The following is a 25,180-nucleotide window of genomic DNA, read 5'->3' on the forward strand; positions in this document are numbered from 1 at the left end:
CGTGGCGAACGAAGCCGAGGCCCTCCAGGCACCCCTGGTCCCTGGAGGAGTCCTCGCCTTCGACGCCGGCAACAGCAAGACGGATGTCGCCCTGGTCTCGGCCGATGGCACTGTCCTCGGCACCGCCCGGGGAGGTGGCTTCGAGCCGCACCTGGTCGGCGCCCAGGCGGCGGTCGACGGCCTCGCGCCACTCGTCGCGGCGGCAGCACGCGCGGCGGGGCTCGCCGTCGCCGAAGGCGACCGGCACTTCGGGGCGACAGGCTCCCCCTCCCTCCCCCCTTTGGTGGAACAGATCTCGGCCTGCCTCGCGAATGCCGACCTGCCCATCGAGGAGGAGCGCCTCGCCGACGCCTTCCGCGCCTACGGCTGGGCCTCGAAGGTGCACGTCGCCAACGACACCTTCGCCCTGCTCCGCGCGGGCATCGACGAGCCGCGCGGTGTCGCCGTCGTCTGCGGCGCCGGCATCAACTGCTGCGGCCTCCTCCCCGACGGCCGGACCGCCCGCTTCCCCGCGGTCGGCCGCATCTCCGGCGACTGGGGCGGCGGCCAGCAGCTCGCCGAGGAAGCGATCTGGGCCGCCGCCCGCGCCGACGACGGCCGCGGTCCGGCGACCGCGCTGATGACGGTCCTCCCGCAGCACTACGGCGTCGCGTCGATGCCCGACCTGATCGAGGCCATGCACCTCGGCGAGATCCCACTGATACGGCGCTTGGAAGCGGGCCCGATCCTCTTCCAGGTCGCCGCCGCCGGCGACCAGGTCGCCACCGCGGTCGTCCACCGCCAGGCCGAGGAGATCGTCGCGATGGCCACCGTCGCCCTGCGCCGCCTCGACCTCCTCGGCGAACCAACCCCCGTCATCCTCGGCGGCGGCGTCCTGACCGCCAACCACCCACTCCTCCTGGAGGAAATCACCACCCAACTCGCGGCGGCCGCGCCGTACGCAATCCCCCAGATCGTCGAGGTGCCGCCGGTGGTCGGCGCGATCCTGCTGGGCCTCGACCAAACCGAAGCACCTGCGGAGGCCCACAAGACCATCCGCACTACCTACCAACCCACTACCAACAGCTAGCCAGCAAGTACGCCGGCTTGCGCGCAGGGCGCGGGGCGGGCCCAAGGCGCAGGCAAGCAGGCAAGCAGGCAAGGCTCTCAGGCTCTTCCTCCGCCGGCCGCGGCGGGACGTTCCAGCGACGTCCCCCGGCGGCCACGCGGCGACCAGCCCCAGACCCTCCGCCCAAGATCCACCAGTCCGGCCCGGCCCCCGTCCCGGACCGGCCTGGTTCCGGCCGTCGTACCCACTGGGTACGGCGGCCGTTCTTCGTCACAACTTCAACCTCTGATCCCGCACTCTTTTATTCTGTGTGATTGCAGTGTAATTATGTAAGCATGAGTACACAGCAAGACGACGAGCGGGTCCGCGGCTGGCTGTCCGGCCGCCTCCCGCAGGAGTGGTTCGACGGGGAGCCGGAGGTGAGCCTCGACCGGGACGAGATCCTGATCGTCGGCACCATCCCCGCCCCCGAGCAGGCCGGGGACGTCACCCCCGCCGCACGGTCCGCCGCCGAAGAGGGCCGGATCAAGCAGTTCCGTGAGAACACCCGAGAGCGCCGCATCGAGATCGCCCAGGAGCTCGAGCACGCCACCCGCCGCAAGGTCGCGTGGGGCGTCCGCTGCGGTGAGACCAAGACGGTCTTCACCTCCCTGTCCGCCCCCGTGATGACCCGCCTCCGCCAGCCTGAGCGCCAGGTCCTCGACACCCTCGTCGACGCCGGCGTGGCCCGCTCCCGCAGCGACGCCCTCGGCTGGTGCGTGAAGCTGGTCGCCCAGCACAGCGAGACCTGGCTGAAGGACCTCCGCGACGCCATGACCAAGGTCGAGGACGTCCGCCGCGCGGGTCCGGACGCCCAGTAGCACGCAACAGGGTGGGTGCGACCCGATCCGGTCGCACCCACCCTGTGAACTTCCGCCGGAGGTGACCCCTTCCGACGAAAGGGTCTAGCGCTGCTCGCCCGACCAGTTGCCGTTGTCACCGGTCCAGTTGCCGTTGGCACCGGTCGTGCCGTTGGAGTACCCACCGTTCTGCGGCGCACCGTGCGTCGCGGGGTACTGCTCGGTCGGGTACGCCTGCTGATCGGTCGGGTACTGCTGCTGACCACCCTGGTACTGCTGCTCAGTCTGGTAGCCGGCCTGATCAGTCTGGTAGCCGTTCCCGCCAGCCTGGTAGCCGTTGGACTCCGCCGGCCGGTTCGCCGCCATCGCCTGACCGCGGTCGAACAGCGTGCGCAGCGCCTCACCGGCCATCTCCCGCCCGCCGAGCCCGAACGCCAGCCCCAGCGCGAGCGCCGCACCGCCGAGCACGATCAGCAGCGTGTTCCCGGTCAGCTGGACCGCGATCCCCAGCTGCGTCAGCGCGGCGAACGCGGCGTACACGAGGATCGCGTACCGGCCGACCTTGGCCAGCGTCTCGTTGCCGGTGGCCCCGCGGATGATCGCGGCCAGGAAGTTCGCGAACAGCGCGGCCAGGCAGACGATCACGATCGCGGCGAAGATCCGCGGGATGTAGCCGAGCATCGCGCTCATGAAGTTCGAGATCTCCGGTACGCCGAGCGCGGAGGCGAACATCGTGAAGCTGATCAGGAACACGAACCAGAACACGACCTTGCCGAGCATCGCCGAAGCGGTCAGCCCCGTGCCGGACCGCTGCAGGACGCCGGAGACGCCGGCGCGTTCCATCCACTGGTCGAAGCCGACCTTGCCGAGCAGTTTGCCGACCAGGTTGCCGAGCAGTTTCGCCACGAAGTACCCGACCACCAGGATGACCAGGCCGCCGAGCAGGTTGGGGATGAACCCGAGAAGCTTGCCGAAGGCATCTTCGAAGGGCTGGGTGAAGTCGATCGCCAGTGGTGCGGTCATCGGACATCTTCCTTCCGGACTGAGCCCGCACCGCCGCCACGCGCACCGCTCCACGCGACCCCGGCCACGGGCGGTGCAGTGGTGTCTGCTCCCACCCGTGCCCGGACGCCAACCCCGCAAACGCCTCCCGGCTAACGCAATGTGATTGCATAAGGCAAGAAGCGTGACGACCGGCAACTATTGCCCCGCTCAACTAACCGGTTCACGGTGCTGCGAGGATGCCCCCATGACCGCCGCCGAGCTCCGCCCCGCCACCCGCGCCGACCTCCCCGCGATCGTCACCCTGATCGCCGACGACCAGCTCGGCAGCACCCGCGAGTCGCTCGACGACCTCACGCCGTACGAGACCGCCTTCGCCGCCCTCGAAGCCGACCCCAACCAGCTCCTGATGGTTGCCGACCGCAACGGCGAGGTGGTCGGCACCTTCCAGCTCACCTTCATCCCCGGCCTGTCCCGCCGCGGCGCCACCCGCTCCCAGATCGAAGCCGTCCGCGTCGCCGCCTCCACCCGAGGCACCGGCCTCGGCCGCACGATGATGCAGTGGGCCATCACCGAGTCCCGCCGCCGAGGCTGCAGCCTGGTCCAGCTGACCTCCGACAAGTCCCGCACCGACGCCCACCGCTTCTACACCAACCTCGGCTTCACGATGAGCCACGAGGGCTTCAAACTCACCCTCTGACCCAGCGCGGCCCGGCGGCGTTCAGCCCGGCCGCCGCAGCTTTTCGACGCGCCGATCCGCGGGACGACACGCTGGTACGCCGTCAGCTCACCTTCCGATGCGCGAGGCACCGCACCCCGTGCAACCCGAGGCGTCCGCCGGGGAGGAGTTCGACGCACTCGTCGACAGCTGGTTCGCCGACGCCGCCGCGACTTCAGCAACGCCAGCGCCCGCCGTACCGGCTGTCCGTGGCCTCGGCCGCGGCACACGCGACACCGGCACCTCACCATCGCGCCGCCGACACCCACCACCGTCCAAGCAGCCCGGTCGCCGCTGCTCGGCGGCGTGTCGCGGCGTGTCGCGAGCCAGCGGGGAGGTTGGACAGTGGTGGGTGTCGGCGGCGCGACACCACCCGCGGCACGCGCGGCACCCCCAGCCCAACCTCCTCGCGGCAGGCCCGCGGCGATCCGGCCTCTCCAACCGCCGACGCTGACTCGCTGGGTGCTCGCGGCGACCGCGCGCGGATCACCCGCTCATCACCGCGACCCTCGCGCGGCACCCCCAGCCCGCCTTCTCGCGGCGGGTGGGATCGTCAGCTGACCTTTGCGGCCGGGGCGGTGAAGGTGTTGCAGGAGGCTGGGTTGGTGGTTTTGAAGGAAGCGCCGGACCAGAGCCAGTTGTTCTTGCGGGAGCCGTGGTCGCGGACCTTCTTCGGGTTGTACTCGTCGCCGGAGTGCTTGGTTTGCCACTCCCAGGTCTCCAGGCGTTGGCCGGTGATGCCGAGGGCGGTCTTGTTGGCGCCGAGGAAGGCTGCGCCCAGGCAGCTGGCCTGGAGTTCGAGGCGGCGGCTTTCCTCCAGCTTGGCCGGTTCGGTCTTCGCCCAGCCCTTGCGGGAGCTGGAGGAGATCAGGATGTTCGTCAGCATCTGCACGTGGTGGCCGTACTCGTGGGCGAGGGTGTCCATCGCGTGGATGCGGCCCGACGTCGCGTCCTGGCGGAAGAGCTTGGAGTCCTGGTCGCCGCGCATGGTGATCGTCTCGGCGTCGCCGCAGTAGAAGGCGACGTCGGTCGGCTCGCCGGTGCAGGACGTCTGGCCCTTCGCCCACAGCACCACCTTCGGCGGGCGGAACTCGTACCCGGCCTTGCGGACCAGCGGCGCCCAGGCGCGGTTCAGGCAGGGCAGGATCGCCTGGTAGAAACGCAGCGCGGCAGCCTCGGTCGACGGCTTGACCGCCGGCGCGGTGCAGTTCACCGCGGCGACCTTGCCGGCCTTGTAGAGCCCGTTCTGCTTCACCCGTACGGCGTCCGGCACCGGCGTCGCGGTCACCGTGACCGTCGGCCGCGGCGGGGCCAGCGGGACCTCGGTCTGCTTCGCCGACGGGTTGGCCAGCGGGTTCGCGACGGTGTCGAAGGTGTCCATCGCGCGGTACCCGAGGATCGCGGCGCCGATCAGCGCCACCACCCCGACGACGGCCGCGCTGACGAGCACGGGCTGCGGCAGGCGTCGTACGGGCGCTGCCGGGGTCGTGTCGGTGAACTGCGGAGGACGGCGGCTCGACGGCGAGTTCCACCCGACGGGCCGCGCGCCACCCCGCTGCCTTGTCCCGGTCAACGGCGTCGACGGCGCCCCCGGCAACGGAGCCGGCGGCGGAGCGCCGTACCCGGTCTGCCCGGGATCGGTCGGGAGCGGCGCGCCTTTACGCTGCGTCGGCTGAGCGTCCGAGAGCGGCTTCGCCTTACTCAACCCACTCGGCTGCGGCCGCCGAGGCGGCCGATTGACCGCCTCAGCCGAGGCCCCGGCCTCGCCGTCACCACCCGGAAGAAAGTGCCCGGGAGTAGGTACACCAGACCGCGGCTGTGGGTGCGGCTCAGCGTCCCCGCCCGAGGAGACGGTCCGCGGGGCCGCCGCAGCAGGTCGCGGACCGGCTTCGCCACCCGAGGGGGCGGTCCCTGGGCCGGCCGCGACAGCTCGCAGGCCGGCTTCGCCGTCACCGCCCGGGACGAGCGTCTGCGAGGTGGGCGCGCCCGACACCACATCCGGCTGCCGATCGAGGTCGGCTGCGCCTGCGCAGAACTGCGCCCCGGTGGGCTCGCTGCGGAGCGCGTCCGGCTGCGAAGTGCGCGCGCTGGAGAGCGCGTCCAGCTGCGGGTCGGACTCGGCGGCGCCTGCGGGGACCTGCGCCGAGCCGGGCTCGCTGCGGAACGCATCCGACCGCGAAGTGGGCGCGCTGGAGGGCGCGTTCGACTGCAGCTCAGCCCCGGCGCCATGGCCCGGGAAGACGGCCTGCGAGGTTGGCGCACTGCCGGCGGGTGCATCCGACAGCGGATTGGGCTTTGCGCTGGCTGCGGAGGACTGCACCGGGGCAGGCGTGCTGAGGAGTGCATCCGGCTCCGCTTCGCCGTCAGGGGCGGAGATCTGCGGAGTGGAGGCGCTGGGGAAGCCGTCCGGCTGGGGGATGGCGGTGACCTCTGTGGCGGGGTGGTCCGGGGTGGGGTCGCTGGGGTGTGGGGCCGGGGGTGGGGCGGTGTCGGGGTCGCTCATCGGGGTCCCAGTCTTCTCGCGTCAGCTGACCTTGGCGGGGGGCGCTGTGAAAGTGTTGCAGGCGCCTGGGTTGCCGGTGGAGAAGCCCCTGGTCATCCAGTCCGCGGTGCTCTTGCGGGAGCCGTGGTCGCGGACCTTGGTCTTCGAGCCCTCATCGCCGCTGTGGGCGGTGCGCCACTGGTATTCCTTGAGGAGCTCGCCTCTCAGGGGGAAGGTGGATTTCTCTGTTCCCAGGAAGGCTGCGGAGAGGCAGGACGCCTGGAGGGCCTGGCGGCGGTCCAGTTCCAGTTTGGCGGACTCGGTGGGTGCTGTGTCTCCCATCGAGCCTGCGGCTGTGTAGATGCCGGTGAGCCACTGGACGTGCAGGCCGTAGATGTAGCCGAGGTTGTTGGCCAGGTCGACGCGGGCCAGCGGGCGGTTGTTCTGGTAGTCCTCGGGCCAGTCCTCCCACGCCATCGCCAGTACGCCGTCGCCGTCGGGGCAGTAGGTGTCCAGGGTGTCGTCGTGGACGCCGCAGGCGGTTTCCTGGCCCTGGTCGAAGATCACCAGCTTCGGCGCCTTGAACTCGTACCCGGCCGCGCGGACGACCGGCTCCCACGCCTTGTTCAGGCAGCCGAGCAAGGCGTCGTAGTACGCGCGGACGTTCTCCTTGGTGGTCGGCTGGTACGCCGGCTCCTTGCAGCCGACCGGCTTCAGCTTGCCGGTCGTGTAGAGCTTGTTCTGCGCGGTCACGGCGGAGTCGGAGGTCGCCTCGCCGGACGGTTTCACGTTCACCGGCTCGTCGGTGCCGCGGACGGAGGGCTTGCCGACCGGGTTCGCGACGTAGTCGTCGTACGACGCCAGCAGCTTCATGCCGCCGAAGGCGATCCCGGCGACCAGCACCAGCGCGCCCGCGACGCCGCCGGCGATGAGGAGCTTGGAGCGCTTCTTCGGGACGAACGGGGTCGGCTCCGGCCGGTAGCGGGCGTTGAACGCGGCCACCGCGGCGTCGCCTGGCGGGGGCGGGCCGATCCGGGAGCCGTGCAGCTGCGGAGGACCAGCCGGGGCGTCCGCGCCGAGCCGCGGCGTGGGCGCCGCAAGCGGCGTCAGCCCAGGAGCAGTCGCCCCAGGAGCCGTCGCCCCGGGCCCACTCGCCCCGGGCCCACTCGCTCCAGGCCGACTTGCCCCGGGGGAAGTCGTCTCGGGCGCAGTCGCCCCAGGGGAAGCCGTCCCGAGCGCAGCCGTCCCAGGGGAAGTCACCCCGGACGCAGTCGTCCCGTCCCCGCTCAAGTCCGCGGGAGGCGTCCCGAAGCGTGCCGCGGCCACCTCCGAGTCCGCGACCGGGGGCGTCGGCGTGGCCTGGTCGCCCGCACCGCCGGGCAGGAAGTGCCCGGGCATCGGCGCCTGGTCGCCCGGCAGGGACTGGCCGGGCTTCGACGCTTGGTCGCCGGCGCCGCCGGGCAGGAAGTGGCCGGGCTTGGGTGTCTGGTCGTTGGACATGCTTGTGCTGCTTCTCCCCAGGTTGCGGCGCGAGAGGCCGCCCGAAAGTGTTCGCGGCGCCGATGACCACCCCCTGGCCCGAACCGCCGGACGATGTTACTTCCTCGGCCGCCCGGCGGCGTACCGGATTGCAGCTATTGACATCGATCCGCGACCTCGCGCCGCGTGTCCTACGCTGAGTCACCCCGCCGTCGACGTAACGGAGTACCGGATGAGCGTGCTGGACACTTTCGGGCTGAACGGCCGCCGGGTCCTGGTGACCGGTGGGAACCGCGGGCTCGGGCGGGCGTTCGCGCTCGCGCTGGCCGAGGCGGGCGCGGATGTCGCGATCGCCGGGCGCGACACCGACCGCAACGACCGCGTCGTCGCCGAGATCGCCGAGCGCGGCCGCCGCGGGCTGGCTGTCACCGCCGACATCACCCGCCGCGAGGACGTCACCGCGATGGTCGACCAGGTCACCGCCGAGCTCGGCGGGATCGACGTCCTGGTCAACAACGCGGGCATCGCGATCCACCGGCCGGCGCTGGAGGTCCCCGACGACGAGTGGCAGCAGGTCATCGATCTCAACCTGACCGCACTGTGGAACACCAGTACGGCGGTTGCCCGCGGCATGATCGCGGCCGGCGGTGGCGTGATCGTCAACGTGGGCAGCATGTCCGCGCAGATCGTGAACCGCCCGCAGTGGCAGGCGTCGTACAACGCCTCCAAGGCAGCGGTGCACCACCTGACCCGCAGCCTCGCCGCGGAGTGGGCGCCGCACAACATCCGTGTCAACGCGATCGCTCCGGGTTACGTGAAGACCGACATGGCTCCCGTCGACCGCCCCGAGTTCCGCCAGCACTGGATTCTCGACGCCCCGCAACAGCGCTACGCGACTCCTGATGAGATCGCCCCCTCCGTCGTCTACCTCGCCAGCCCGGCGAGCTCCTTCATGACCGGTTCAGTTCTCCTGATCGACGGTGGCTACTCCGTCTACTAGTCCGACAGCCAGGTAGTGGAGGCTGCTCGCCACCATCACCGGATCCACCTCCACGAAGCGCGCCAACGTCACCGCCGCAGGCATGAGCCGATCGATCTCGGCGCCGACGGCGTTCTCCAGGGTGTGCGCGGCCGGCCCTTCCACACCGAACTCCGCGATCTCCACCAGCCCTGCGGCCGCGAACTCCTCGGTGAGCTCGCCGACACAGTGAAAGTACGCGGTCGTGAACCCGTTCGGATCGTCGAGATGCAGGCCTGTGGACAACAGCCCGGCGAACACCGGCAGCTTGTCCACCGTCAGCCGGCCGTTGTTGCCCCACTCAAGCAAACCGGCGTACCGGCTGATCCCGACGGCGACAACGAGCCCGCCGGGACGCGTCACCCGGCGGGCTTCACACAAAGCCTGCAAGCGATCAGCGGGCTCGACGAGGTGGTAGAGCGGTCCGAGCAGCAGCGTGACGTCCACACTGTCGTCGGCCTGCGTCAGCGCCCGCGCATCACCGACCGACGCAGCGAAACCTCCACGCTGCAAGGCCTGCGCGACGTGCTCCTCCATCGGGTCGACCAGCTCGACCTCATAGCCATCAGCTGCCAGCCAGCTCGCATGTACGCCGGTAGCTCCGCCGACGTCGAGCACGCGGGCGGGCGGCTTCGGCAGGTGGCGCCGGATCAGCTCTTGCGTGCGCAGGAACTCCAGCTGGCCGTGCCCGCTGCGGGTGAGGCGGTCGTGTTCGACGTACCGGTCGCGGTAGAAATGCTCGATGGTCGGGTCCATCCGGCCATCTTGGTGAAGCGATCGCGCTCAGGGCACCTGGTTTTCCACAGCGAGCGTGAGCTCCACGTCCCCATACTCGTCCTCACCATGGTTGGTGAACCCAGCGGCCTTCAGCGTGGCGAGGCTGGCCGCGTTGGTCGGCTCGACGGAGGCGTGCAGCGACTTGGCGCCCTCGGCGCGAGCCAGGTCGACGATCCCGGCGAGCACCTCGTGAGCCAGGCCCTGCCCCCGGTGCTCGGGAGCGACGTAGAAGACGATCTCGGCCTCGTCGTCGAGGATCTCGACGTCGGCGAAACCGATCGGTCCACTCTCCGACCGAGCCAGCCGGCCGAAGCGGGTCGGCGCCTGCAGCAACGGCGTCCAGCGCCGTACGGCGTCACCGTAGAAGCCGCCGAAGATCGCGCCGCCGACCGGGTCGGCCGCCAGCCAGCGCTCGACCTGTGACAGCCCGGCCGCGTCCATCGCCTCCATCCGCATCCCCTGATGCTGCCCGGAGGCAAGCACTGTCACAAGCCCGTAAAAGACTTGTGGCCGCGGAGACGATCGTCGTTGGGTAGTCGCATGGAGTTGCTGAACCGACCCGAGTACCCGCTGTCCTCGAAGTACGACGCCGAGTGGGTGATCGCGAACGACATGGGCCCGCACCCGCTCTGGCTGCTCGAGGACCTGGCCCGCGACCTCGACCTGAAACCGGGCATGCGGGTCCTCGACCTCGGCTCCGGCAAGGGCGCGACCAGCGTGTTCCTGGCCAAGGAGTACGGCGTCCAGGTCTGGGCCGCGGACCTGTGGATCGACCCGAGCGAGGCCGCCGCGAACTTCGCCGGGCTCGACATCACCGCACTCAAGGCCGAGGCGCACGCACTGCCGTTCGCGCGCGGGTTCTTCGACGCGATCGTCTGCATCGACGCCTACGAGTACTTCGGTACGGCGGACGGCTACCTCGCGTACCTGACCGCGTTCCTCAAGCCCGGCGGCCAGCTCGGCGTCGCCACCCCCGCGCTGCGTCGCGAGGTCCGCGAGATCGGGCACATCCCGGAGCACATCAAGAAGCTGGTCGGCTGGGAGGCGATCGCCTGGCACACCGCGGACTGGTGGCGTTTCCACTGGGAGATCACCGAGCTGGTCGAGGTCACGTCGGCCCGGCTGCAGGAATCCGGCTGGCAGGACTGGCTCGCCTGGGCGCAGGCCTGCGGCGAGCACCGCGGTGCGCCGGACCCCGCGCTGGAGATGCTGGAGCAGGACAAAGGTGAGTACCTGACGTTCGCGCTGGTCACCGCCCGTACTGTGGGGGCATGAGCTGGGCTATCTACGCGTTGCGAGGACCGGGTGGTGTCCGCCGGCTGGACGAGTTGCCGGAGGACTACGCGCCACCGTCGCTGGGGACCGCGGACGAGGTGGTCGAGATCGTCCGCGCGGTCTACCCGGGGGTGGACGCGACCAAGCGGTCGTGGCTGGTGCTGAAGGACGACGACCACGACGTCGAGCTGACCATCGGCAAGGGGATCGACGTCCGGGACATCACCTTCTACCTGAACGACGGCCCCGGGTCGATCCCGTTGGTGATGGAGATCAGCCGCCGGCTCGGCGCGACGCCGTACGACACCGAGTCGGGCGACTTCCTCACCGAGGAGTCCCGCCCGCCGGTCCCGCCGCCGCTGACCGAGGAAGAGATCAAGGCGAACAAGCCGAAGTGGTGGAAGTTCGGCCGGGCCTGAGCTGCTCGGGCCCGCGGCTCAGCTCGCGGGCCTGGTCGCGAGCAGGGTGCCGATCTTGTTGATCCGGTGCTCGGGGTTGCCCAGCGCGTCCTTCCAGTAGTTGCCCTGGGCATGGTCTTCCGGGGTGGCGCAGGTGCTCAGCGTGATCTTCGCCTGCGTCGCCCTGACACCCGGCTGCCCCGGTGCGGCCGCGTTCTGCTGGGCGAGCTCGGCGGGTTCGCGGAACGAGATCGTCATCGTGCGGTCGATCACGTAGTCGTAGATCATCCCGTTCGCGGCGACCAGCACGTGGTCGCCGTTCTTCAGCTCGGGCACGCGGCCGAAGGGGCGGCCGTGCGTGGTCCGGTGCGCGGTGACGATGTAGTTGCCGATCTCGCCGGGGCCGACTCCGCCGCGTGCGCCGCGAGGTGAGGCGGCGACGCCGCGGTTCTGGATCACGGTGCCGGGGAGGTCGTCGGCGGTGCCGACGTACGGGACTACGCGCATGCTCTTCCCGAGCGCTGGGATCCTCAGAACCGCTTGCCCCGTACGCCGTACCGTCGGTGTCGGGCTCGGAGTCGTAGTAGGTGTTGGAGTGGGGGCAGCAACCGTAGGGGTAGAGGTAGCAACAGGAGGCGCCTCCCCAGCGACATCCGAGCACCCCACCAGCACCCCAGCCAGCAGCACCCCGGACACCCACCTCACCATCCGAAAACGCTAACCCCACCAACCGAAAGCCCGCCGAAACCCAGCGCTAGCCGAGCACCTCGAGCACCGCCGGTCCCAGCCGCAGCTCCCCGTCGTCCAGCGGCTCGCACCGCACCCCGCCATGCCCGCGCAACCCCTTGAACGCCCCCGCGCCAACGACGACATCCATCCAGGCACACGGATTGGCCGGCCGATGCGCCTGGAACCGCACCGGCCCGAACCCGGAGTCGAGAGAGAACACCTGTCCGTCCACGCGCGTCCCGTCAGCCAGGCGCCGGACCGCGAGCTCATCGATCGGGAACCCCCGCAGCACCACGTTGCGCCGCAGCAGATGCGGATCCACCCCGAGCCCGCCCGCCAGCGTCTCCAGACTCTCCACCGCGAAGAACGTCACCGACGCGTTCCGGTGCACCGCCTGGTTGAAGTAGCGGTCCCCCACCAGCCCCAGCCCGGCCCGCACGACCACCCGATCCACTACCCCGTCCAGCGGATCGACGCGCGGCCCGTCCTGCGGCCGCCCCTCGAACGCGTGCACCGGCGACACCAGCAGCCCGACGATCTCCACCTCAGGCATCCGACTCAGGCCGCGGCAGCCAAGCTCCCTCCGGCTGGTTCAACCAGCCCTCCACCGATGCCAGCCGATCCACTGCAGCGTGCAGTGCCACCAGCCCGGGGTGCGAAGCCTCTCGCCGCCAGTACATCGCCCACGGGTACAGCGCGACGGGCTCGACCACAGGCCGTACCACCGACCCCGGCACCCGCGGCTGCGTAGTCAGCGCCAGGATCGGCGCGTTCCGGTCGCGCAGATGCTGCGCCACCTCGTCAGCACCGAGCACATGCGGATGCGCGCCACCTGCCTCGATCCCCAGCGGCCCCAGCAGCTGCAGTACGGCATGCTCCCACCCAGCCGTCACGTGGTCCCCAGCGCGGAAGCACACCCCGGCCCTGCCCAGCTCACCAACCGGTACGGCGTCCAGCGACGCCAGCGGATGCCCGACAGGTATCAGCACGGTCAGCGGCTCCCGTCGTACGTCGCGACGCTCCAGCTCGGCGTACGAGCCAGTGAGGCGGCCGAACGTGACGTCGAGTCGCTCTGCCAACAGGTGCGGCGCTGCGGACTCTCCACCGGTGTGGAAGCGAGCGAAGAACTCCACCTCCGGCGCCAGCCGCCGCGCCTCGGCCAGCACGAGCGCAGGTGTCAGCCCAGGCCCGACGACGTCCACTGTCAGCGAGCGGGCCTCTCCACGCAGCTCGAGCACGGTGGAGTCGTGCAGCGAGATCAGCTGCCGAGCCCGGTCGAGCAGGGTCTTCCCAGCAGGCGTCAGCGTCACCCGCCGAGTGGTCCGGTCCAGCAGCCGTACGCCGGCCCGCTCCTCCAGCCGCTGGATGTCCCGGCTGAGCGCCTGCTGCGCGACGTACAGCTTCTCGGCGGCGCGGCTGAAGTGCAGCTCCTCGGCGACCGCGACGAAGTAGCGCAGCAGTCGGATCTCCAGCTCGTCGGGCACGACACCAGTTAACACAGCTGGAGTGTTAATCGGCCAGGATCAGGTGTTGGAGTCCACGCCGCCCCCTGCGGCATCGTCGAAGTCACCTAACCCAAGGAGACTCCGATGCCCGTCCTCACCGTTCCCACCGCGAACCTGTACTACGAACTGCGCGGCAGCGGCCCGCTCGTCGTCCTGACCGGTGCGCCGATGGACGCCCGCTCGTTCGACCCGCTCGCCGACCTGCTGGCGACCGACTACACCGTGCTCACCGCGGACCCGCGGGCGATCAACCGCAGCTCGGTCGAGGACCGCGACCAGGACTCCACACCGCAGCAGCGGGCCGACGACCTGTCGCGGTTGATCGCGTACGCCGACGCCGGGCCGGCGGTGGCCTTCGGGTCCAGCGGCGGGGCGGTGTCGGCGCTCGCGCTGGCTGAGGCGCACCCCGAGCAGGTCGCCGCGGTGATCGCACACGAGCCGCCGATCGTCGGGCTGCTCGACGACGCTGCGCGCGTGCACGCCGAGACGGACGAGATGTGCGCGACGTACCTGGCCGGGGATGTGCTCGGCGCGTGGCGGATGTTCATGGACCAGGCGAACCTGCAGGTACCGGACGAGCTGCTGGAGCAGTGGTTCGGTGGTGAGCGGGAGCCGCAGGCGGTCGCTGACGAGCGGTTCTGGTTCACGCACGAGCTGCGGGCGAGCACGCACTGGATGCCGGAGATCGCGGTGCTGCGCTCGCGGAACGTCGTGATCGGGCTCGGCGAGGAGTCCGGTGGGCAGCTGTGCGACCGGACGTGTCACCGGCTGGGGCAGGAGCTCGGGGTGGAGCCGATGGTGTTCCCCGGGGACCACACCGGGTTCGCGGAGCAGCCGGAGGCATTCGCGAAGATCCTGCGAGACGTACTGCGGGAGCTGCACCACTGAAACCGGGCAGCGGGGGAACGCGCTTCCCCGGCGCGCCTGCCCGGCGTACCGGGAAACTCGCGGTAACAGTTGGAGAGATGACCAGCGAACCCGTCGAGTGCAAACCGTGGTGCAGCCCCAAGCACTACCGGTTCTGCGGTGGCGCCTGCTGCCCGCACCTGCACCAGGTCACCCGGGACGGGAAAGACGCCGGCCGAGACCCGGCCCGCCGCACTGGCCGCACTCGCGCCGGCGTCTGAAGTTCACCGTCGTGACTGGTGCACCCCGGAGGTGCCCACCTGGTCACCCCCGTATGCGTGTGAGCTGAACCACACAGCGTAGGCCGGTCAGCGGCGGTTGGCCACCTCGAAGGCCACCACGGCCGCCGCGACCGCCACGTTCAGGGACTCGACGCCGTTGAAGAGCGGGATCTTCAGGTCGGTGTCGGTCCGGACCTTGATCCCGTGCGTCTCCCCGCCGAGCACGAACACCGCCCGGTCGGCCAGCTCGGTGCGGAACAGCGAGCGCTGCGACCGCGCCGACAGCCCGTAGATCTCGTACCCCGCCGCCCGGAACGCGTCGACCGCTCCGGGCGCCGTCGGCGCGTTCACGATCGGAGCCTGGAAGGCGACGCCGGCGGACGCCTTGATCACCAGCGGCCCGACGTGCGGCGTACCGGCTCGCGGCAGGACGACGCCGTCGAAGCCCGCGCCGGTGGCGGTCCGCAGGATCATCCCGACGTTGCCCGGGTTGGTCACGCCGTCCAGCAGGAACACCTTGGTCGGACGGCGGCCGCGCGAGCGCAGGAAGTTCTGCAGCGGGGTCATCCGGGGCGCGTCGACGTCGGCGACGACGCCCTGGTCCTGCTTGCCGTTGCCGGCCAGCCACTTCACCCGGCTCGCGGTGGCCCGCTCGACCGGCGTACCGACGCGGCGGGCGGTGGACAGGATCTCGTCCAGCGACTCGCCGCCGGCGTTGTCGGCGACGACCACCTTGGCGACGGTCAGCGCGGGGTCGTTCAGCGCCTCGAGCACCGGTTTGCGCCCGAAGATCGTGATCCACTTGTCCCGGGGCGACAGCTCCGCCCGGTCTGCACCTTCTGTCCGCCGACTCACCGAGCCACCTTATCCGCCGCCGCGCCGGTGCCCGAGCCAACCTTCGACGGGGCCGCGCGCATCTGTGTCCTCGTCAGCGCGGGCTATCTGGGGGATCGTGAAGCGATGAGGTTTCACCTGCTCGGGCCGGTCGAGGCGGTGGTGGCGGAGCGCAACGTCGTGCCGCCGGGCCGCGGACGCCTCGTCCTGGCCGCGCTGCTGCTGCGCGCGAACAGCACGGTGTCCCGCAACGACCTGGTGGACGCGCTGTGGGAGGCGGACCTCCCGGCCAATCCTGACGCCGCGCTGCAGACCACCGTGTCCCGCCTGCGATCAGCACTCGCCGGCTGCCGCGACCAGATCAGCACCGAGCCGCACGGCTACCGCATCACCATCACCCCGGAGCAGCTGGACCTCCTGCAGTTCCGGAGCGGCGTGGAGGACGCCGTACGGGAGGAGGATGTGGCGGCCCGCGTTGAGCTGCTCCGCAACGCCCTGGCGCAGTGGCGCGGTGAGCCGCTCAGCGGGTTGCCGCCGTCGGCGCTGGTCCGGGACCACGCGCCGGCACTCACCGAGGAGCGGCTCCGGGCGATCGAGATGCTGGCCACCGACCAGCTGGAGCTGGGCCGGCACGCGGAGATCGTGCCGCAGCTGACGACGCTGGCCCGCCGCTACCCGGCCCGCGAGCGGCTCGCCGTACTACTGATGCAGGCGCAGTTCCGGTCCGGCCACCAGGCCGAGGCGCTGCACGTCTACCACCGCATCCGCACCTACCTGGCCGACGAGCTCGGTGTCGATCCAGGACCCGAGCTCCGCCGCCTGTACGACGAAGTGCTGAACAGCGGCGAGCCCCGGACCACCCGGCGCCGCCGTGAGCACCACCGGCCGCGCCAGCTGCCGACCGACATCACCCGGTTCACCGGGCGCGCAGCAGACCTCGCCGTACTCGACAGGCTCGTCCCTACAGCCGCCCAGCCACCAGTGGTCATCGTCGCGCTCGACGGCCCGGGTGGAGTCGGCAAGACCGCGCTGGCCGTGCACTGGGCGCACAGCGTCAAGCACCAGTTCCCGGACGGCCAGCTCTACCTCAACCTGCGCGGCCACGGCCAAGGCCACCCGCTCGACTCCGCGATGGCCATCGAGACCGTACTGCGCTCGCTCGGCATCACCGATCAGCAGATCCCCACCGACCTGGATGGCCGCTCAGCGCTGCTCCGGACCGTGCTGGCCGGCAAGCGGATGCTCCTGCTCCTCGACAACGCCGCTGACGCAACACAGGTCCGCCCGCTGCTCCCTGGTTCGGGCAGCCTCGTGCTGATCACCAGCCGGACCCAGCTGCGCGGCCTGGTCGTCCGCGAGGGCGCCAGCCGCCTCACCCTCGAGCAGCTCCCCAGTACCGAGGGCGCCGAGCTCCTGACCCGGATCATCGGCGACCGCGCCCGGCTCGCGCCCACCGCCGTCAACGACCTCGTACGCCGGTGCAACGGGCTCCCGCTCGCACTGGTGATCGCCGCCGAGCGAGCGACCAGGTCCCCCGACGCCCGGCTCGACGACCTCGTCACCGAGCTGTCCGGCGAGCGCGACCAGCTCGACTTCCTCGGCAGCGGCGACGACCCGAGCACGGACATCCGCAGCGTCTTCTCCTGGTCGTACCACGCGCTCTCGCCGGACGCGGCCACGCTGCTGCGGCTGCTGGGCATCTTCCCGGGCGCCGACATCGGCGTACCGGCCGCTGCTGCGCTCGCTGGGCTGTCCCAGGCGCAGACCGTTCGTCTGCTCGACCAGCTGGTCGACACGAGCCAGCTGATGAACCGCAGGCCTGGCCGCTACGAGCTGCACGACCTCATGCGCACGTACGCCGCGGAGCTGGCCGAGGAGTTCGACCCACCCGAGCTGCGGTCGGCCGCGCTTCGCCGGCTGGTCGACAACTACCTGCAGACCGCCGTCGCCGCGCGGCCCTGGTTGCAGGCCGGTGAGCCCGCCATCGACTTCCCGGCCGGGCTCAGCGAGCCGGACACCTTTGAGGACGCCAGGTCCGCGCTGGCGTGGCACGAGACCGAAGGGCGCAACCTGGTCGCGGTGGCGAGGCTCGCTGTCGACCAGGGGTTCGACGACCTGTGCTGGCGGTTCGCCTACGCCAGCTGGGTCGGTCCGCACCGCGGTAACAACTGGCAGGACCTGCTGGAGATCCAGCAGGCCGGGCTGCGCGCGGCGGAGCGGGCCGGCAACCTGATCGGCCAGGCCCACGGCCACTCCGGCATCGGCGGCGCCCACCGGGGTGCCGGTCGCCAGGAGGAGGCCATCACCGAGCAGCTGGAGGCGTTGAAGCTGTTCCAGCAGGTCGGCGACCCCTCCGGTCAGGCAGCGACGCTGCGGAACCTGTCGGCGGTCTGCCTGGACTCCGGCCGTTACACCGAGGCCCTGGCCTACGGCAGCTCGGCGCAGGTCACCGACAAGGCCACCGGTCAGCCCGGCAACACCGCCAAGTCGGCGTACCAGGTCGCCCTCACCTTGCTTGCCCTAGGCAAGTACGACGAGGCGGTGGTGGTCGGCGCCGAGGCCGGCGCGCTGTTCCGCGAGGTCGGGCAGCGCCGGGCCGAGGCGGGTGCGCTGCAACTGCTGGCGACCGGCTGGGGCCGGCTCGGCGAGCACGAACCGGCGATCGACGCGGCCCGCGCCGCGGTCGAGATCCGTACCGCCATGGGCGATCACGCGTACCAGGCGGCCGCGCTGGAGCAGCTCGGCGACCTCCTGCTGGCAACGGGCCGCCGGGCCGAGGCCGACCGGGTCTGGCTGGAGGCGCTGGGCATCCTCGACGACCTGGGCGACCCGGCGGCCGACGTACTGAGGTCGCGGCTGGAGGACCTGGCCGTCGGCGGCAACCTGTGGCCGACACCGGGACCCCTGCGGATCAGCTAGGACTCGAGTTGAGGTGGTCCGAGAGCCGCTCCCGGACCTTGGCCGCCGCCGCGTCGTCCAGCCCGGCCAGCAGCTCCAGCGCGTGCGTCCAGGCGTCCCGCGCGCCGTCCGGGTTGTCGGCGGCGATCAGGCTGTCGCCCAGGTTGATCAGCGTGGTCGCCTCGTTCACCTGGTCGCCCAGCTCGGCGAACATCGCGATCGAGTGCCGGTACGCGCGGACCGCCTTCGCCTGGTGACCGAGCATCTGGTGCGCGTGCCCGACGCTGTCCCAGGCGTTGGCCTCGCCGTGCCGGTCACCGACCTCGCCCCACAGCCGCAGCGACTCCAGCGACAGCGTCAGCGCCTGGCCGTGGTCGCCGAGCCGCGAGTAGGCGTTGCCGAGGTTGTTGATCGCCATCGCCCGGACCACCGGCTCCTCGGTCAGCTCCAGCGCCTGCCGGTACAGCCGGATCGCCTCGTGCGCGTCGCCGCGGTCGGAGGCGAGCGTGGCCAGCGTCGCGTACCCGCTGGCGGCGCGGTCGATCTCGCCCTCTTCCTCGAACATGGCGATCGCCTGCACGAGGTGCGCGTGCGCCTCCTGGTACTGCTTGAGGCGGACGTGGCCGCGGCCCAGGCTGGTGTGGAAGCGCGCCTGCAGCACCCGGTCGCCGAGCCGGTCGGCAGCGGCCAGACCGGTCTCGTCCGACGCCAGCGACTGCCGCCAGCGACCGGTCCGGTAGAGGAACGTGTCCAGCACCCGGGCGAGCCGCCAGACGTGCTCGTCGAAGCCCTCGTCCACCGCCAGGCTCATTGCCGCCAGCAACGGCTCGTGCTCGGTGGCGAACCAGCCGAACGCCTCGTCGTAACTCGTGCTCTCCAGTACGACGACGCCGTCCAGCGGCTCGATCGGGTCGACCTGCGGGCGGTGCGGGTTGATCGTGAAGTCAGCGTTCTGGGCACTGGTCGTGTAGTGGTCGAGCAGCCGGTGGATCGCGGCCCGGCGCAGACCGGCCGGCAGGTCAGCTGCCAGCTCGGCGGCGTACAGGCGGACGAGGTCGTGGTACATGTACCGGCCGGGCTCGCCGGCGAAGACCAGGTTGGCGGTGAGCAGCTCGCCGAGCAGGCGGCGTACCAGCGGTAGTGGCCGGCCGATCAGGCTCGCAGCAGCTGACTCGTCGCAGGACATGGCCCGGTGCAGAGCCATCAGCTGGAACAGCTCGGCCGCGGGCTCGGACACCGCCTGCAGCGACCAGGAGAAGACCGAGCGGACGTCCACCACGGCATCCACGTCCATGAAGGCGTCCAGCACACCCTGCTGGTCGCGCAGCTCGGCCAGCGCGGCCGACAACGGGAAGTGCGGAGCGGTAGCGACCCGGGCAGCAACAACGGCGATGGCCAGGGGCAGGCGGCCACAGCGCTCGGCGATCTCCGCCAGCTCGGCGCTGTCCTGCAGGTGGGCCGGACCGAGCCGGCGGTCCAGCAGGTGCAGCGCGTCCTGCGACGACAGCACGTCCAGCTCGATCATCCCGGCACCGTCGTGCACGCTGAGGCCGCGCAACTGGTTGCGGCTGGTCACGATGACCAGACAGGTCTTGCCACCGGGCAGCAGCGGCCGGACCTGCTCAGCGTCGCGCACGTTGTCCAGCAGGATCAGCAGCCGCTTCCCGGCGACCAGACTGCGCAGGTACGCCGCCTGGCGGTCCACGTCGTTCGGTAGGTTCGAGGCGCGGACGCCGAGCGAGTCGAAGAGCGCCGTCAGCGCCTCCTGCACGGTCAACGTCGGCCGGGCCGGGTCGAAGCCGCGCAGGTTCAGGTAGATCTGGCCGTCCGGGAACCGGTCGGCGATCCGGTGCGCCCAGTGCACAGCGAACGCCGTCTTGCCGACGCCGGCCATGCCGGTCACGACAACCACCGGCTCCGTCTCGTCGCACTCCAGGAACCCCTCGGCGCGCTTCAGCTCGCCCTGACGCCCGACGAACCCCCGCAGACCGGCCGGCAGCTGCACCGGCCGCACAGCGCCGTCGACCTGCTCCTGGACGACGACGGCGCCGGCAGCCTCCTCCGGCTCACGCTCTTCCGGTACCACCGGAGCGACGAACGGGCGGCTGGGCAGCAGCGTCGGGTCACCGCGCAGGATGCGCTCGTGCAGAGCCCGCAAGCCCGGACCGGGGTCGACGCCCAGCTCCTCGGCCAGCAGGTCCTGTGTCTGCCGGTACACGTTCAGCGCGTCCGACTGCCGGCCGTACCGGTACAGGGCGAGCATCCGGAGCTCCCGGAACCGCTCGTTGAGTGGGTGCTCGGCGGTCAGCTGGTCCAGCAGCACCTCGGCGTCGCCGTACGCACCGGCCTCGACCTGAGCAACCGCCTTCGCCTCCAGCGCGGTCAGCCGCAGCTGGTCCAGGTGGATCCGCTGGGTCTCCGCGAACTCCCCCGGTACGCCGGCCAGCGCCGAGCCGCGCCAGAGCCCGAGCGCGTCGTCCAGCAGCATCACGGCCTTGGCGTGCTCACCCGCCCGGGTCGCCTCCTGCGCGCTGCTCAGCCCTTCGCGGAACGTCGCCAGGTCCAGCGAGTCGGGCCCGGTGGCCAGCAGGTACCCATGACCGACCGAGGCGATCACCGAACTACCCACACCGCCGGAACTACCCACATCAGCGCTGTCGACGGCTCCCAGCACCTTGCGCAGCCGGTAGATGTAGCTGCGGATGACGTGCTCGGCCGAGCTGGGCATGTCGTCGGCCCAGAGCGCGTCGATGATGTCCGACACCGAGACCTGGGCGTTCTCCCGGAGCAGCAGCACCGCCAGGACGGCGCGCTGCTGCGGCGGTCCCAGCTTGAGTTCGCGGTCTCCCCGCCATGCCCGGACGGGTCCCAGTACGGCGAACCTCAGCTGCCCTGACACCTTCCTCCGCTCCTGCTCGTCGAAACCCCGCGACTGCCAGTGTGCAACACCGCACGAAACGTGCGACGTCACCCTGGCCGAGCCGGCGGGCCAGCCTGGCAGGAGCATGTCAACGCGGCGTAGACGTCCTGTTCACGCTCCTCAGGCGACACACCCCTTCACAGCCTGCGGCGCGACCCTGCGCACCGCCTCTTGCACTATGGCCGCCAGCTCGGCCGGCGCCGAGTAGAACGGCGAAACCCCGCCCGGCACCCTGCGGACCTCAGTAGCCCGGGCCACCGACCGCTGGACCAGGTCCTCGGACAGGCTCCGGTCGGTGTCACCCAGCACCAGCGTCGACGGGATGTCCCGCCAGGCCGCCCGGGTCAGCAGCTCAGTGAACGCCCTCAGGCTGTGCGGCCGCAGCCGGGCCACAGCCCGGACCACCTCGTCCGGCGCCAGGTCCCCGTACATCACCTGGGCCGCGTCCTCCGGCGGCATCACCAGCCGGCCGTCTCCCAGCGGTACGGCGCAGCGGGCCTCGCCCTCGCCAAGCAGCGGCGACGCCGCGTAGACCAGGTGCACCACGTTCGGCGCACCGGCCAGTCCCTCGGTCACCGGCAGCCCGCCGTACCCGTGGGCCACCACGACGACCGGGCGGTCCACGGCGTCGGCAGCGGCCCGCACCGCGCGGGCGTCGGCGTACAGGCCCTGCTCGGCGTCGCCTGTGCTCGGCAGGGCGACCACCATGGTGTCCACACCGAGCATCCGCAGCTCGGGGCGTACCTCTTCCCAGCACCAGGCACCGTGCCAGGCTCCGTGCACCAGCAGAACGGCTGGCTCGTGGGGCATCGTCATCTGTTCCACTCCGTCGCTCGATCTGGGCACCAGCCTGCGCCTGCCGCGTACACGCCCGATAGACGACCAGACGTCTATCGGCTGTCTATTCGCGACCAGGAGTCTTGGAAACGTGGAGACCGCTTACGACAACGAACTGCGCGAAGAACAGCGCCAACTGCTGCGCCTGATGGCCCAAGGCTTCCCGGACACCACGATCGCCCGACGGCTGTCACTGGGTCCGCGAACTCTCGCCCGCCGCATCTCGGACCTGTACTCCGTCCTGGGAGTCGAAACCCGCTTCCAGGCCGGGGCCGCCGCCGAGCGGCTGGGCCTGCTCACCCCGACCCGACGAATGCCACCCCCACGGCACCTGACCCTCACCCCCGGCACGGCCCGGCAGAAGGTCAGCTGACTCCAGCTCTACGCCGTACGACGTACCGCCGGTGCCTCCTCCAGGGCGATGCCCCCACCCGGCGGCCTCCGCGCTCGGCACCACCGACCCGGCCGCACCGCTCGACGACCTGGACCACCTGCGCAAGCCGCTGGCCGGAGCCCGGATCGTCGCCCTCGGCGAGGCCTCGCACGACACCGCCGAGCTGACCCGGCTCAAGCACCGCACGCTCCGCCACCTGGTCGAGCGGCAGGGCTTCCGCGCGATCGCGTGGGAGGACGACTGGTCGCTCGGCACCCAGCTCGACAGCTACATCACCACCGGTCGCGGCGACCTGCGCGCGCTGATCGCGCAGATGAGCGACGCCTGGCACTCCTCGGAGGTCGAGGAGGTGTTCCGGTACCTGCGGCGCTACAACGCGACGCACCGCAACAAGGTCCGCTTCGCCGGCGTCGAGTACTTCTCGACACGACACCTCGCGTACGACGCCGTCGACGCGTACGTCGCTCGGCACGCACCTGATCAGCTCGCCGCGTTGCGTGCGGTGCTGAAGCCGATCGTGCCGCACCTGACGGACATGGGCGCCTACGTGCACTGGTACTGGAAGGACGTCGCCGACAAGGCGCCGTACATCCGCAACGCTCGCGCTGTGCTGGCGCTGCTCACCGGGCTGCGGCACAGCGGTCGCTCGTACGCCGTGGTGCTGCACCACGCGCGGCAGATCGTGTCGTTCTACGAGGCCTTCAGCCTCGAGGACAACTTCGCGTACCGGGACGCGCGCGCGGCCGAGAACCTGCGGTGGTGGCACCGGTTCAGCGGCGAGAAGGTCGTCTACTGGGCGGCTGCGGCGCACACGGCGAACGCTCCTCACCTGCAGGTGTCCGACCCGCCGGTCGGCTTCGCCAGCGCGGGTTCACACCTGCGGCGCTGGTACGGCGACCGCTACCGCACGATCGGCTTCACGTTCGACCACGGCACGGCGTACGGGCCGATCGAGATGCCGCCGGCGCGGGCGACCTGGTTCGAGCATCCGCTCGGCGAGGTGCCGCACGCGCACTTCACGCTCGACCTGCACGCCCGGACGAGCGCCGCCGCGCGCGACTGGCTGCACGCACCGCTGACGACCCGCGGCTTCCCGCACGTCGGGCCGGCCTCGGAGATGAGCGGCGGCACGCTCGCCGAGTGGCACGACGTGCTGATCCACACCCAGCAGGTCACCCCGATCCATCCGCTGTGAAACGGTGTTTCAGGACCTGATCTGGTGTTTCAGAAGCCCGCGGTCCGGTCGTGCCAGGCGACGAGCGCGTCGTACACGCCGGCCTCGGCCGGGGTCAGCGGGCGGACCGACTCGTAACCGTCGCGGAGCGTTCGGCGTACGGCGTCGGTCGTCGGACCCCAGTTGGTGAACCGGGTCGCGAGGTAGACGGACGCGTGCGCCAGGTCCTCGACGCGGTGGCCCCAGGTCATCTCGTCGAAGTCGAGCACGCCGACGACCTTCGAGCCCTGGGTCAGCACGTTCGCGGCCCGGAAGTCGTTGTGCACTAGCTGCTTCGCGTCACCGGGCGGGAGCAGCTCAGCCGGGACCTTCTTGCGGGGGTCGCTGGTCGGGAGGCGGTCGTCGTCGTACCCGGTGAGGGCGACGTGCAGCTGGGCGAGCGCCGCACCGGACGCCCGTACGGCGTCCTCGTCGCCGACGTCGAGCCAGTCGCCGTCGACTTCCGGCAGCACGGCGACCGACAGCTTCCGCACCGGCCCGTCCGTTGCGACCCGTTCACGGCCGTCCAGCGCCGGGAGCGGCGCCGCCACCGGAACCCCGCGCTCGTCGAGAACGCGCAGCAACCGCGCCGTCGCGTCCAGCCGCTCGAACAGGGGCTCGACCAGCGACCACTTCACCACCAGCGGCCCTCGGTCGCCCTCGACCCAGACGATCGCGTTGTGGCTGCTGATCACCAGCCGGCTGGTCACCGCGCCCTCGATCCCCCAGACCTCGCGCAGCACGCGGGCGACCCACGCCGCCGCGTCGTCGAGCCCCTCGAACCCGAACCGCTCACGCAGCGCCTGCTCCGGTTCGTCCCGCTCCCACAACATCGACAACCCCATCGGCAACATGCACTGCACCCTACGAGCCCAGGCGGGTCGAGCCGCTCGCCGGTTTTGGGGGTGGGGCACTCTAGGGTTGCGCAGGTGAGTACATACGACGCCGACCCGTTCGACCACCTGGCCCCCGACCTGCTGCCGCAGCGCCAGCAGCAGATCCTCGTGGTGATCCGGGACTGGGTGAACCGGCACGGCTACTCACCGAGCACCCGGCAGATCGGCGACGCCGTCGGCCTGCGCTCGACCTCCTCGGTCGGCAAGCACCTGGCCGCCCTCGAGGACAAGGGCTTCCTCCAGCGCGGCGCCTCGGTGACCCGCCCGATCGACGTCCGGCTGTTCCTGCAGAGCGACGGCGCCGCGGCGACCTCCGACAACTCGGTCTCGGTCCCGGTCGTCGGCGACATCGCCGCCGGTACGCCGATCTCCGCGATCGAGCACGTCGACGAGCAGCTCAGCCTCCCCCGCGACCTGACCGGCCGCGGCACGGTCTTCGCCCTGCGGGTCCGCGGTGAGTCGATGGTCGACGCCGCGATCTGCGACGGCGACATGGTCGTCGTCCGCCAGCAGTCCGAGGCGCACTCCGGCCAGATCGTCGCCGCGATGATCGACGAGGAGGCGACGGTCAAGGTCTACCGGCGCCGCAACGGGCATGTGTACCTGGAGCCCCGCAACCCGGCGTACGAGGTGATCGACGGCGACAACGCGACCATCCTCGGAGTGGTCGTGTCGGTGCTTCGAACGGTGTGAGCGGACACCGACTCCCCTCGCCGCTCCCTGTCTGTTCCCGGCCGCAGCGACCTCAACCATCCGCGACCTCCCCGGCCGCATCACCACCCAGCCCAGCC

Annotated in this window: 23 protein-coding genes; 11 read left to right on the plus strand and 12 right to left on the minus strand. The window is 71.1% G+C overall.

The window, feature by feature from the left end; all coding sequences use genetic code 11:
• Position 1 precedes the first annotated feature (1 nt).
• The gene (locus AB0M01_RS08060; protein ID WP_363666790.1) at positions 2–1,069 is read left to right on the plus strand and encodes a BadF/BadG/BcrA/BcrD ATPase family protein; all 1,068 of its coding nucleotides are present in this window, start codon (positions 2–4) and stop codon (positions 1,067–1,069) included.
• A 314-nt stretch (positions 1,070–1,383) separates the two neighbouring features.
• Positions 1,384–1,908 (plus strand): hypothetical protein, encoded by a 525-nt coding sequence (locus tag AB0M01_RS08065; RefSeq protein ID WP_363666792.1) that lies wholly within the window; start codon positions 1,384–1,386, stop codon positions 1,906–1,908.
• Between the two features lie 84 nt (positions 1,909–1,992).
• Here the strand turns inward: AB0M01_RS08065 and AB0M01_RS08070 are convergent, their stop codons facing one another.
• Positions 1,993–2,910 carry a hypothetical protein gene (locus AB0M01_RS08070; RefSeq protein ID WP_363666794.1) on the minus strand — a complete coding sequence of 306 codons (918 nt, stop codon included), beginning with the start codon at positions 2,908–2,910 and terminating at the stop codon, positions 1,993–1,995.
• 226 nt (positions 2,911–3,136) lie between these two features.
• On the opposite strand from AB0M01_RS08070, the gene AB0M01_RS08075 reads away from it, so the two are divergent.
• On the plus strand, positions 3,137–3,589 hold the full coding sequence (locus tag AB0M01_RS08075; protein WP_363666796.1) for a GNAT family N-acetyltransferase: 453 nt from the start codon (positions 3,137–3,139) through the stop codon (positions 3,587–3,589).
• A 571-nt stretch (positions 3,590–4,160) separates the two neighbouring features.
• Here AB0M01_RS08075 and AB0M01_RS08080 read toward each other — a convergent pair.
• Positions 4,161–5,312, minus strand: a complete 1,152-nt coding sequence (locus AB0M01_RS08080) for a neutral zinc metallopeptidase (protein WP_363666798.1) — start codon at positions 5,310–5,312, stop codon at positions 4,161–4,163.
• Between the two features lie 819 nt (positions 5,313–6,131).
• Positions 6,132–7,589: a neutral zinc metallopeptidase gene (locus AB0M01_RS08085; protein WP_363666800.1), complete on the minus strand. Its 1,458-nt coding sequence runs from the start codon at positions 7,587–7,589 to the stop codon at positions 6,132–6,134.
• Positions 7,590–7,800: 211 nt separating this feature from the next.
• On the opposite strand from AB0M01_RS08085, the gene AB0M01_RS08090 reads away from it, so the two are divergent.
• Complete coding sequence (locus AB0M01_RS08090) at positions 7,801–8,568, plus strand: glucose 1-dehydrogenase (protein WP_363666802.1); 768 nt, start codon at positions 7,801–7,803, stop codon at positions 8,566–8,568.
• On the opposite strand, the gene AB0M01_RS08095 is transcribed toward AB0M01_RS08090, so the two are convergent.
• Positions 8,530–9,342, minus strand: a complete 813-nt coding sequence (locus AB0M01_RS08095; RefSeq protein ID WP_363666804.1) for a class I SAM-dependent methyltransferase — start codon at positions 9,340–9,342, stop codon at positions 8,530–8,532. The two genes, AB0M01_RS08090 and AB0M01_RS08095, sit on opposite strands and share 39 nt — an antisense overlap.
• Before the next feature lie 27 nt (positions 9,343–9,369).
• Complete coding sequence (locus AB0M01_RS08100) at positions 9,370–9,819, minus strand: GNAT family N-acetyltransferase (RefSeq protein WP_363666806.1); 450 nt, start codon at positions 9,817–9,819, stop codon at positions 9,370–9,372.
• Between the two features lie 84 nt (positions 9,820–9,903).
• On the opposite strand from AB0M01_RS08100, the gene AB0M01_RS08105 reads away from it, so the two are divergent.
• Both AB0M01_RS08105 and AB0M01_RS08110 read left to right on the plus strand, forming a co-directional pair.
• Positions 9,904–10,638, plus strand: a complete 735-nt coding sequence (locus AB0M01_RS08105) for a methyltransferase domain-containing protein (protein WP_363666808.1) — start codon at positions 9,904–9,906, stop codon at positions 10,636–10,638.
• The gene (locus AB0M01_RS08110) at positions 10,635–11,057 is read left to right on the plus strand and encodes a hypothetical protein (protein ID WP_363666809.1); all 423 of its coding nucleotides are present in this window, start codon (positions 10,635–10,637) and stop codon (positions 11,055–11,057) included. Before AB0M01_RS08105 ends, AB0M01_RS08110 begins: the two co-directional genes overlap by 4 nt.
• An 18-nt stretch (positions 11,058–11,075) precedes the next feature.
• Here AB0M01_RS08110 and AB0M01_RS08115 read toward each other — a convergent pair whose 3' ends face one another.
• The 3 genes from AB0M01_RS08115 to AB0M01_RS08125 all read right to left on the minus strand — a co-directional run bounded on the left by AB0M01_RS08115 (position 11,076) and on the right by AB0M01_RS08125 (position 13,249).
• Positions 11,076–11,570 carry a class E sortase gene (locus tag AB0M01_RS08115; protein WP_363668091.1) on the minus strand — a complete coding sequence of 165 codons (495 nt, stop codon included), beginning with the start codon at positions 11,568–11,570 and terminating at the stop codon, positions 11,076–11,078.
• A gap of 220 nt (positions 11,571–11,790) precedes the next feature.
• Positions 11,791–12,318 carry a molybdenum cofactor biosysynthesis protein gene (locus AB0M01_RS08120; protein ID WP_363666811.1) on the minus strand — a complete coding sequence of 176 codons (528 nt, stop codon included), beginning with the start codon at positions 12,316–12,318 and terminating at the stop codon, positions 11,791–11,793.
• Complete coding sequence (locus tag AB0M01_RS08125) at positions 12,311–13,249, minus strand: LysR family transcriptional regulator (protein ID WP_363666813.1); 939 nt, start codon at positions 13,247–13,249, stop codon at positions 12,311–12,313. Before AB0M01_RS08125 ends, AB0M01_RS08120 begins: the two co-directional genes overlap by 8 nt.
• 105 nt (positions 13,250–13,354) lie before the next feature.
• On the opposite strand from AB0M01_RS08125, the gene AB0M01_RS08130 reads away from it, so the two are divergent.
• Positions 13,355–14,158: an alpha/beta hydrolase gene (locus tag AB0M01_RS08130; RefSeq protein WP_363666815.1), complete on the plus strand. Its 804-nt coding sequence runs from the start codon at positions 13,355–13,357 to the stop codon at positions 14,156–14,158.
• 326 nt (positions 14,159–14,484) lie between these two features.
• On the opposite strand, the gene AB0M01_RS08135 is transcribed toward AB0M01_RS08130, so the two are convergent.
• Positions 14,485–15,252: an RNA methyltransferase gene (locus tag AB0M01_RS08135; protein WP_363666817.1), complete on the minus strand. Its 768-nt coding sequence runs from the start codon at positions 15,250–15,252 to the stop codon at positions 14,485–14,487.
• Positions 15,253–15,357: 105 nt separating this feature from the next.
• On the opposite strand from AB0M01_RS08135, the gene AB0M01_RS08140 reads away from it, so the two are divergent.
• Positions 15,358–18,150: a BTAD domain-containing putative transcriptional regulator gene (locus AB0M01_RS08140; RefSeq protein WP_363666819.1), complete on the plus strand. Its 2,793-nt coding sequence runs from the start codon at positions 15,358–15,360 to the stop codon at positions 18,148–18,150.
• On the opposite strand, the gene AB0M01_RS08145 is transcribed toward AB0M01_RS08140, so the two are convergent.
• Both AB0M01_RS08145 and AB0M01_RS08150 read right to left on the minus strand, forming a co-directional pair.
• Positions 18,143–21,028, minus strand: coding sequence for a BTAD domain-containing putative transcriptional regulator (locus AB0M01_RS08145; RefSeq protein WP_363666821.1), 2,886 nt, complete (start codon positions 21,026–21,028; stop codon positions 18,143–18,145). The two genes, AB0M01_RS08140 and AB0M01_RS08145, sit on opposite strands and share 8 nt — an antisense overlap.
• A 141-nt stretch (positions 21,029–21,169) precedes the next feature.
• On the minus strand, positions 21,170–21,865 hold the full coding sequence (locus AB0M01_RS08150) for an alpha/beta hydrolase (RefSeq protein ID WP_363666823.1): 696 nt from the start codon (positions 21,863–21,865) through the stop codon (positions 21,170–21,172).
• Between the two features lie 112 nt (positions 21,866–21,977).
• Between AB0M01_RS08150 and AB0M01_RS08155 the strand changes: the two genes are divergently transcribed.
• Together AB0M01_RS08155 and AB0M01_RS08160 are read left to right on the plus strand one after the other, a co-directional pair.
• Entirely contained in the window at positions 21,978–22,259 is a 282-nt protein-coding gene (locus AB0M01_RS08155; RefSeq protein ID WP_363666825.1) for a hypothetical protein, read from the plus strand.
• Positions 22,260–22,290: 31 nt separating this feature from the next.
• Positions 22,291–23,475, plus strand: coding sequence for an erythromycin esterase family protein (locus AB0M01_RS08160; protein WP_363666827.1), 1,185 nt, complete (start codon positions 22,291–22,293; stop codon positions 23,473–23,475).
• A 29-nt stretch (positions 23,476–23,504) separates the two neighbouring features.
• Here AB0M01_RS08160 and AB0M01_RS08165 read toward each other — a convergent pair whose 3' ends face one another.
• Positions 23,505–24,347 (minus strand): phosphotransferase, encoded by an 843-nt coding sequence (locus AB0M01_RS08165; RefSeq protein WP_363666829.1) that lies wholly within the window; start codon positions 24,345–24,347, stop codon positions 23,505–23,507.
• 75 nt (positions 24,348–24,422) lie between these two features.
• On the opposite strand from AB0M01_RS08165, the gene lexA reads away from it, so the two are divergent.
• Positions 24,423–25,082 carry a transcriptional repressor LexA gene (gene lexA, locus AB0M01_RS08170; protein WP_363666831.1) on the plus strand — a complete coding sequence of 220 codons (660 nt, stop codon included), beginning with the start codon at positions 24,423–24,425 and terminating at the stop codon, positions 25,080–25,082.
• The last annotated feature ends 98 nt before the right edge of the window (positions 25,083–25,180 follow it).

The sequence above is a fragment of the Kribbella sp. NPDC051770 genome, assembly GCF_040681455.1.
Taxonomy (GTDB): domain Bacteria; phylum Actinomycetota; class Actinomycetes; order Propionibacteriales; family Kribbellaceae; genus Kribbella.

What these genes read in the sequence shown, in the direction of transcription:
- AB0M01_RS08095 (WP_363666804.1), bottom strand. Translation starts at nt 9,342, where the DNA reads ATGGACCCGACCATCGAGCATTTCTACCGCGACCGGTACGTCGAACAC.
- AB0M01_RS08165 (WP_363666829.1), bottom strand. Translation starts at nt 24,347, where the DNA reads ATGTTGCCGATGGGGTTGTCGATGTTGTGGGAGCGGGACGAACCGGAG.
- AB0M01_RS08090 (WP_363666802.1), top strand. Translation starts at nt 7,801, where the DNA reads ATGAGCGTGCTGGACACTTTCGGGCTGAACGGCCGCCGGGTCCTGGTG.
- AB0M01_RS08070 (WP_363666794.1), bottom strand. Translation starts at nt 2,910, where the DNA reads ATGACCGCACCACTGGCGATCGACTTCACCCAGCCCTTCGAAGATGCC.
- AB0M01_RS08130 (WP_363666815.1), top strand. Translation starts at nt 13,355, where the DNA reads ATGCCCGTCCTCACCGTTCCCACCGCGAACCTGTACTACGAACTGCGC.
- AB0M01_RS08100 (WP_363666806.1), bottom strand. Translation starts at nt 9,819, where the DNA reads ATGCGGATGGAGGCGATGGACGCGGCCGGGCTGTCACAGGTCGAGCGC.
- AB0M01_RS08085 (WP_363666800.1), bottom strand. Translation starts at nt 7,589, where the DNA reads ATGTCCAACGACCAGACACCCAAGCCCGGCCACTTCCTGCCCGGCGGC.
- AB0M01_RS08075 (WP_363666796.1), top strand. Translation starts at nt 3,137, where the DNA reads ATGACCGCCGCCGAGCTCCGCCCCGCCACCCGCGCCGACCTCCCCGCG.
- AB0M01_RS08105 (WP_363666808.1), top strand. Translation starts at nt 9,904, where the DNA reads ATGGAGTTGCTGAACCGACCCGAGTACCCGCTGTCCTCGAAGTACGAC.
- AB0M01_RS08150 (WP_363666823.1), bottom strand. Translation starts at nt 21,865, where the DNA reads ATGACGATGCCCCACGAGCCAGCCGTTCTGCTGGTGCACGGAGCCTGG.
- AB0M01_RS08065 (WP_363666792.1), top strand. Translation starts at nt 1,384, where the DNA reads ATGAGTACACAGCAAGACGACGAGCGGGTCCGCGGCTGGCTGTCCGGC.
- AB0M01_RS08120 (WP_363666811.1), bottom strand. Translation starts at nt 12,318, where the DNA reads ATGCCTGAGGTGGAGATCGTCGGGCTGCTGGTGTCGCCGGTGCACGCG.
- AB0M01_RS08140 (WP_363666819.1), top strand. Translation starts at nt 15,358, where the DNA reads ATGAGGTTTCACCTGCTCGGGCCGGTCGAGGCGGTGGTGGCGGAGCGC.
- AB0M01_RS08110 (WP_363666809.1), top strand. Translation starts at nt 10,635, where the DNA reads ATGAGCTGGGCTATCTACGCGTTGCGAGGACCGGGTGGTGTCCGCCGG.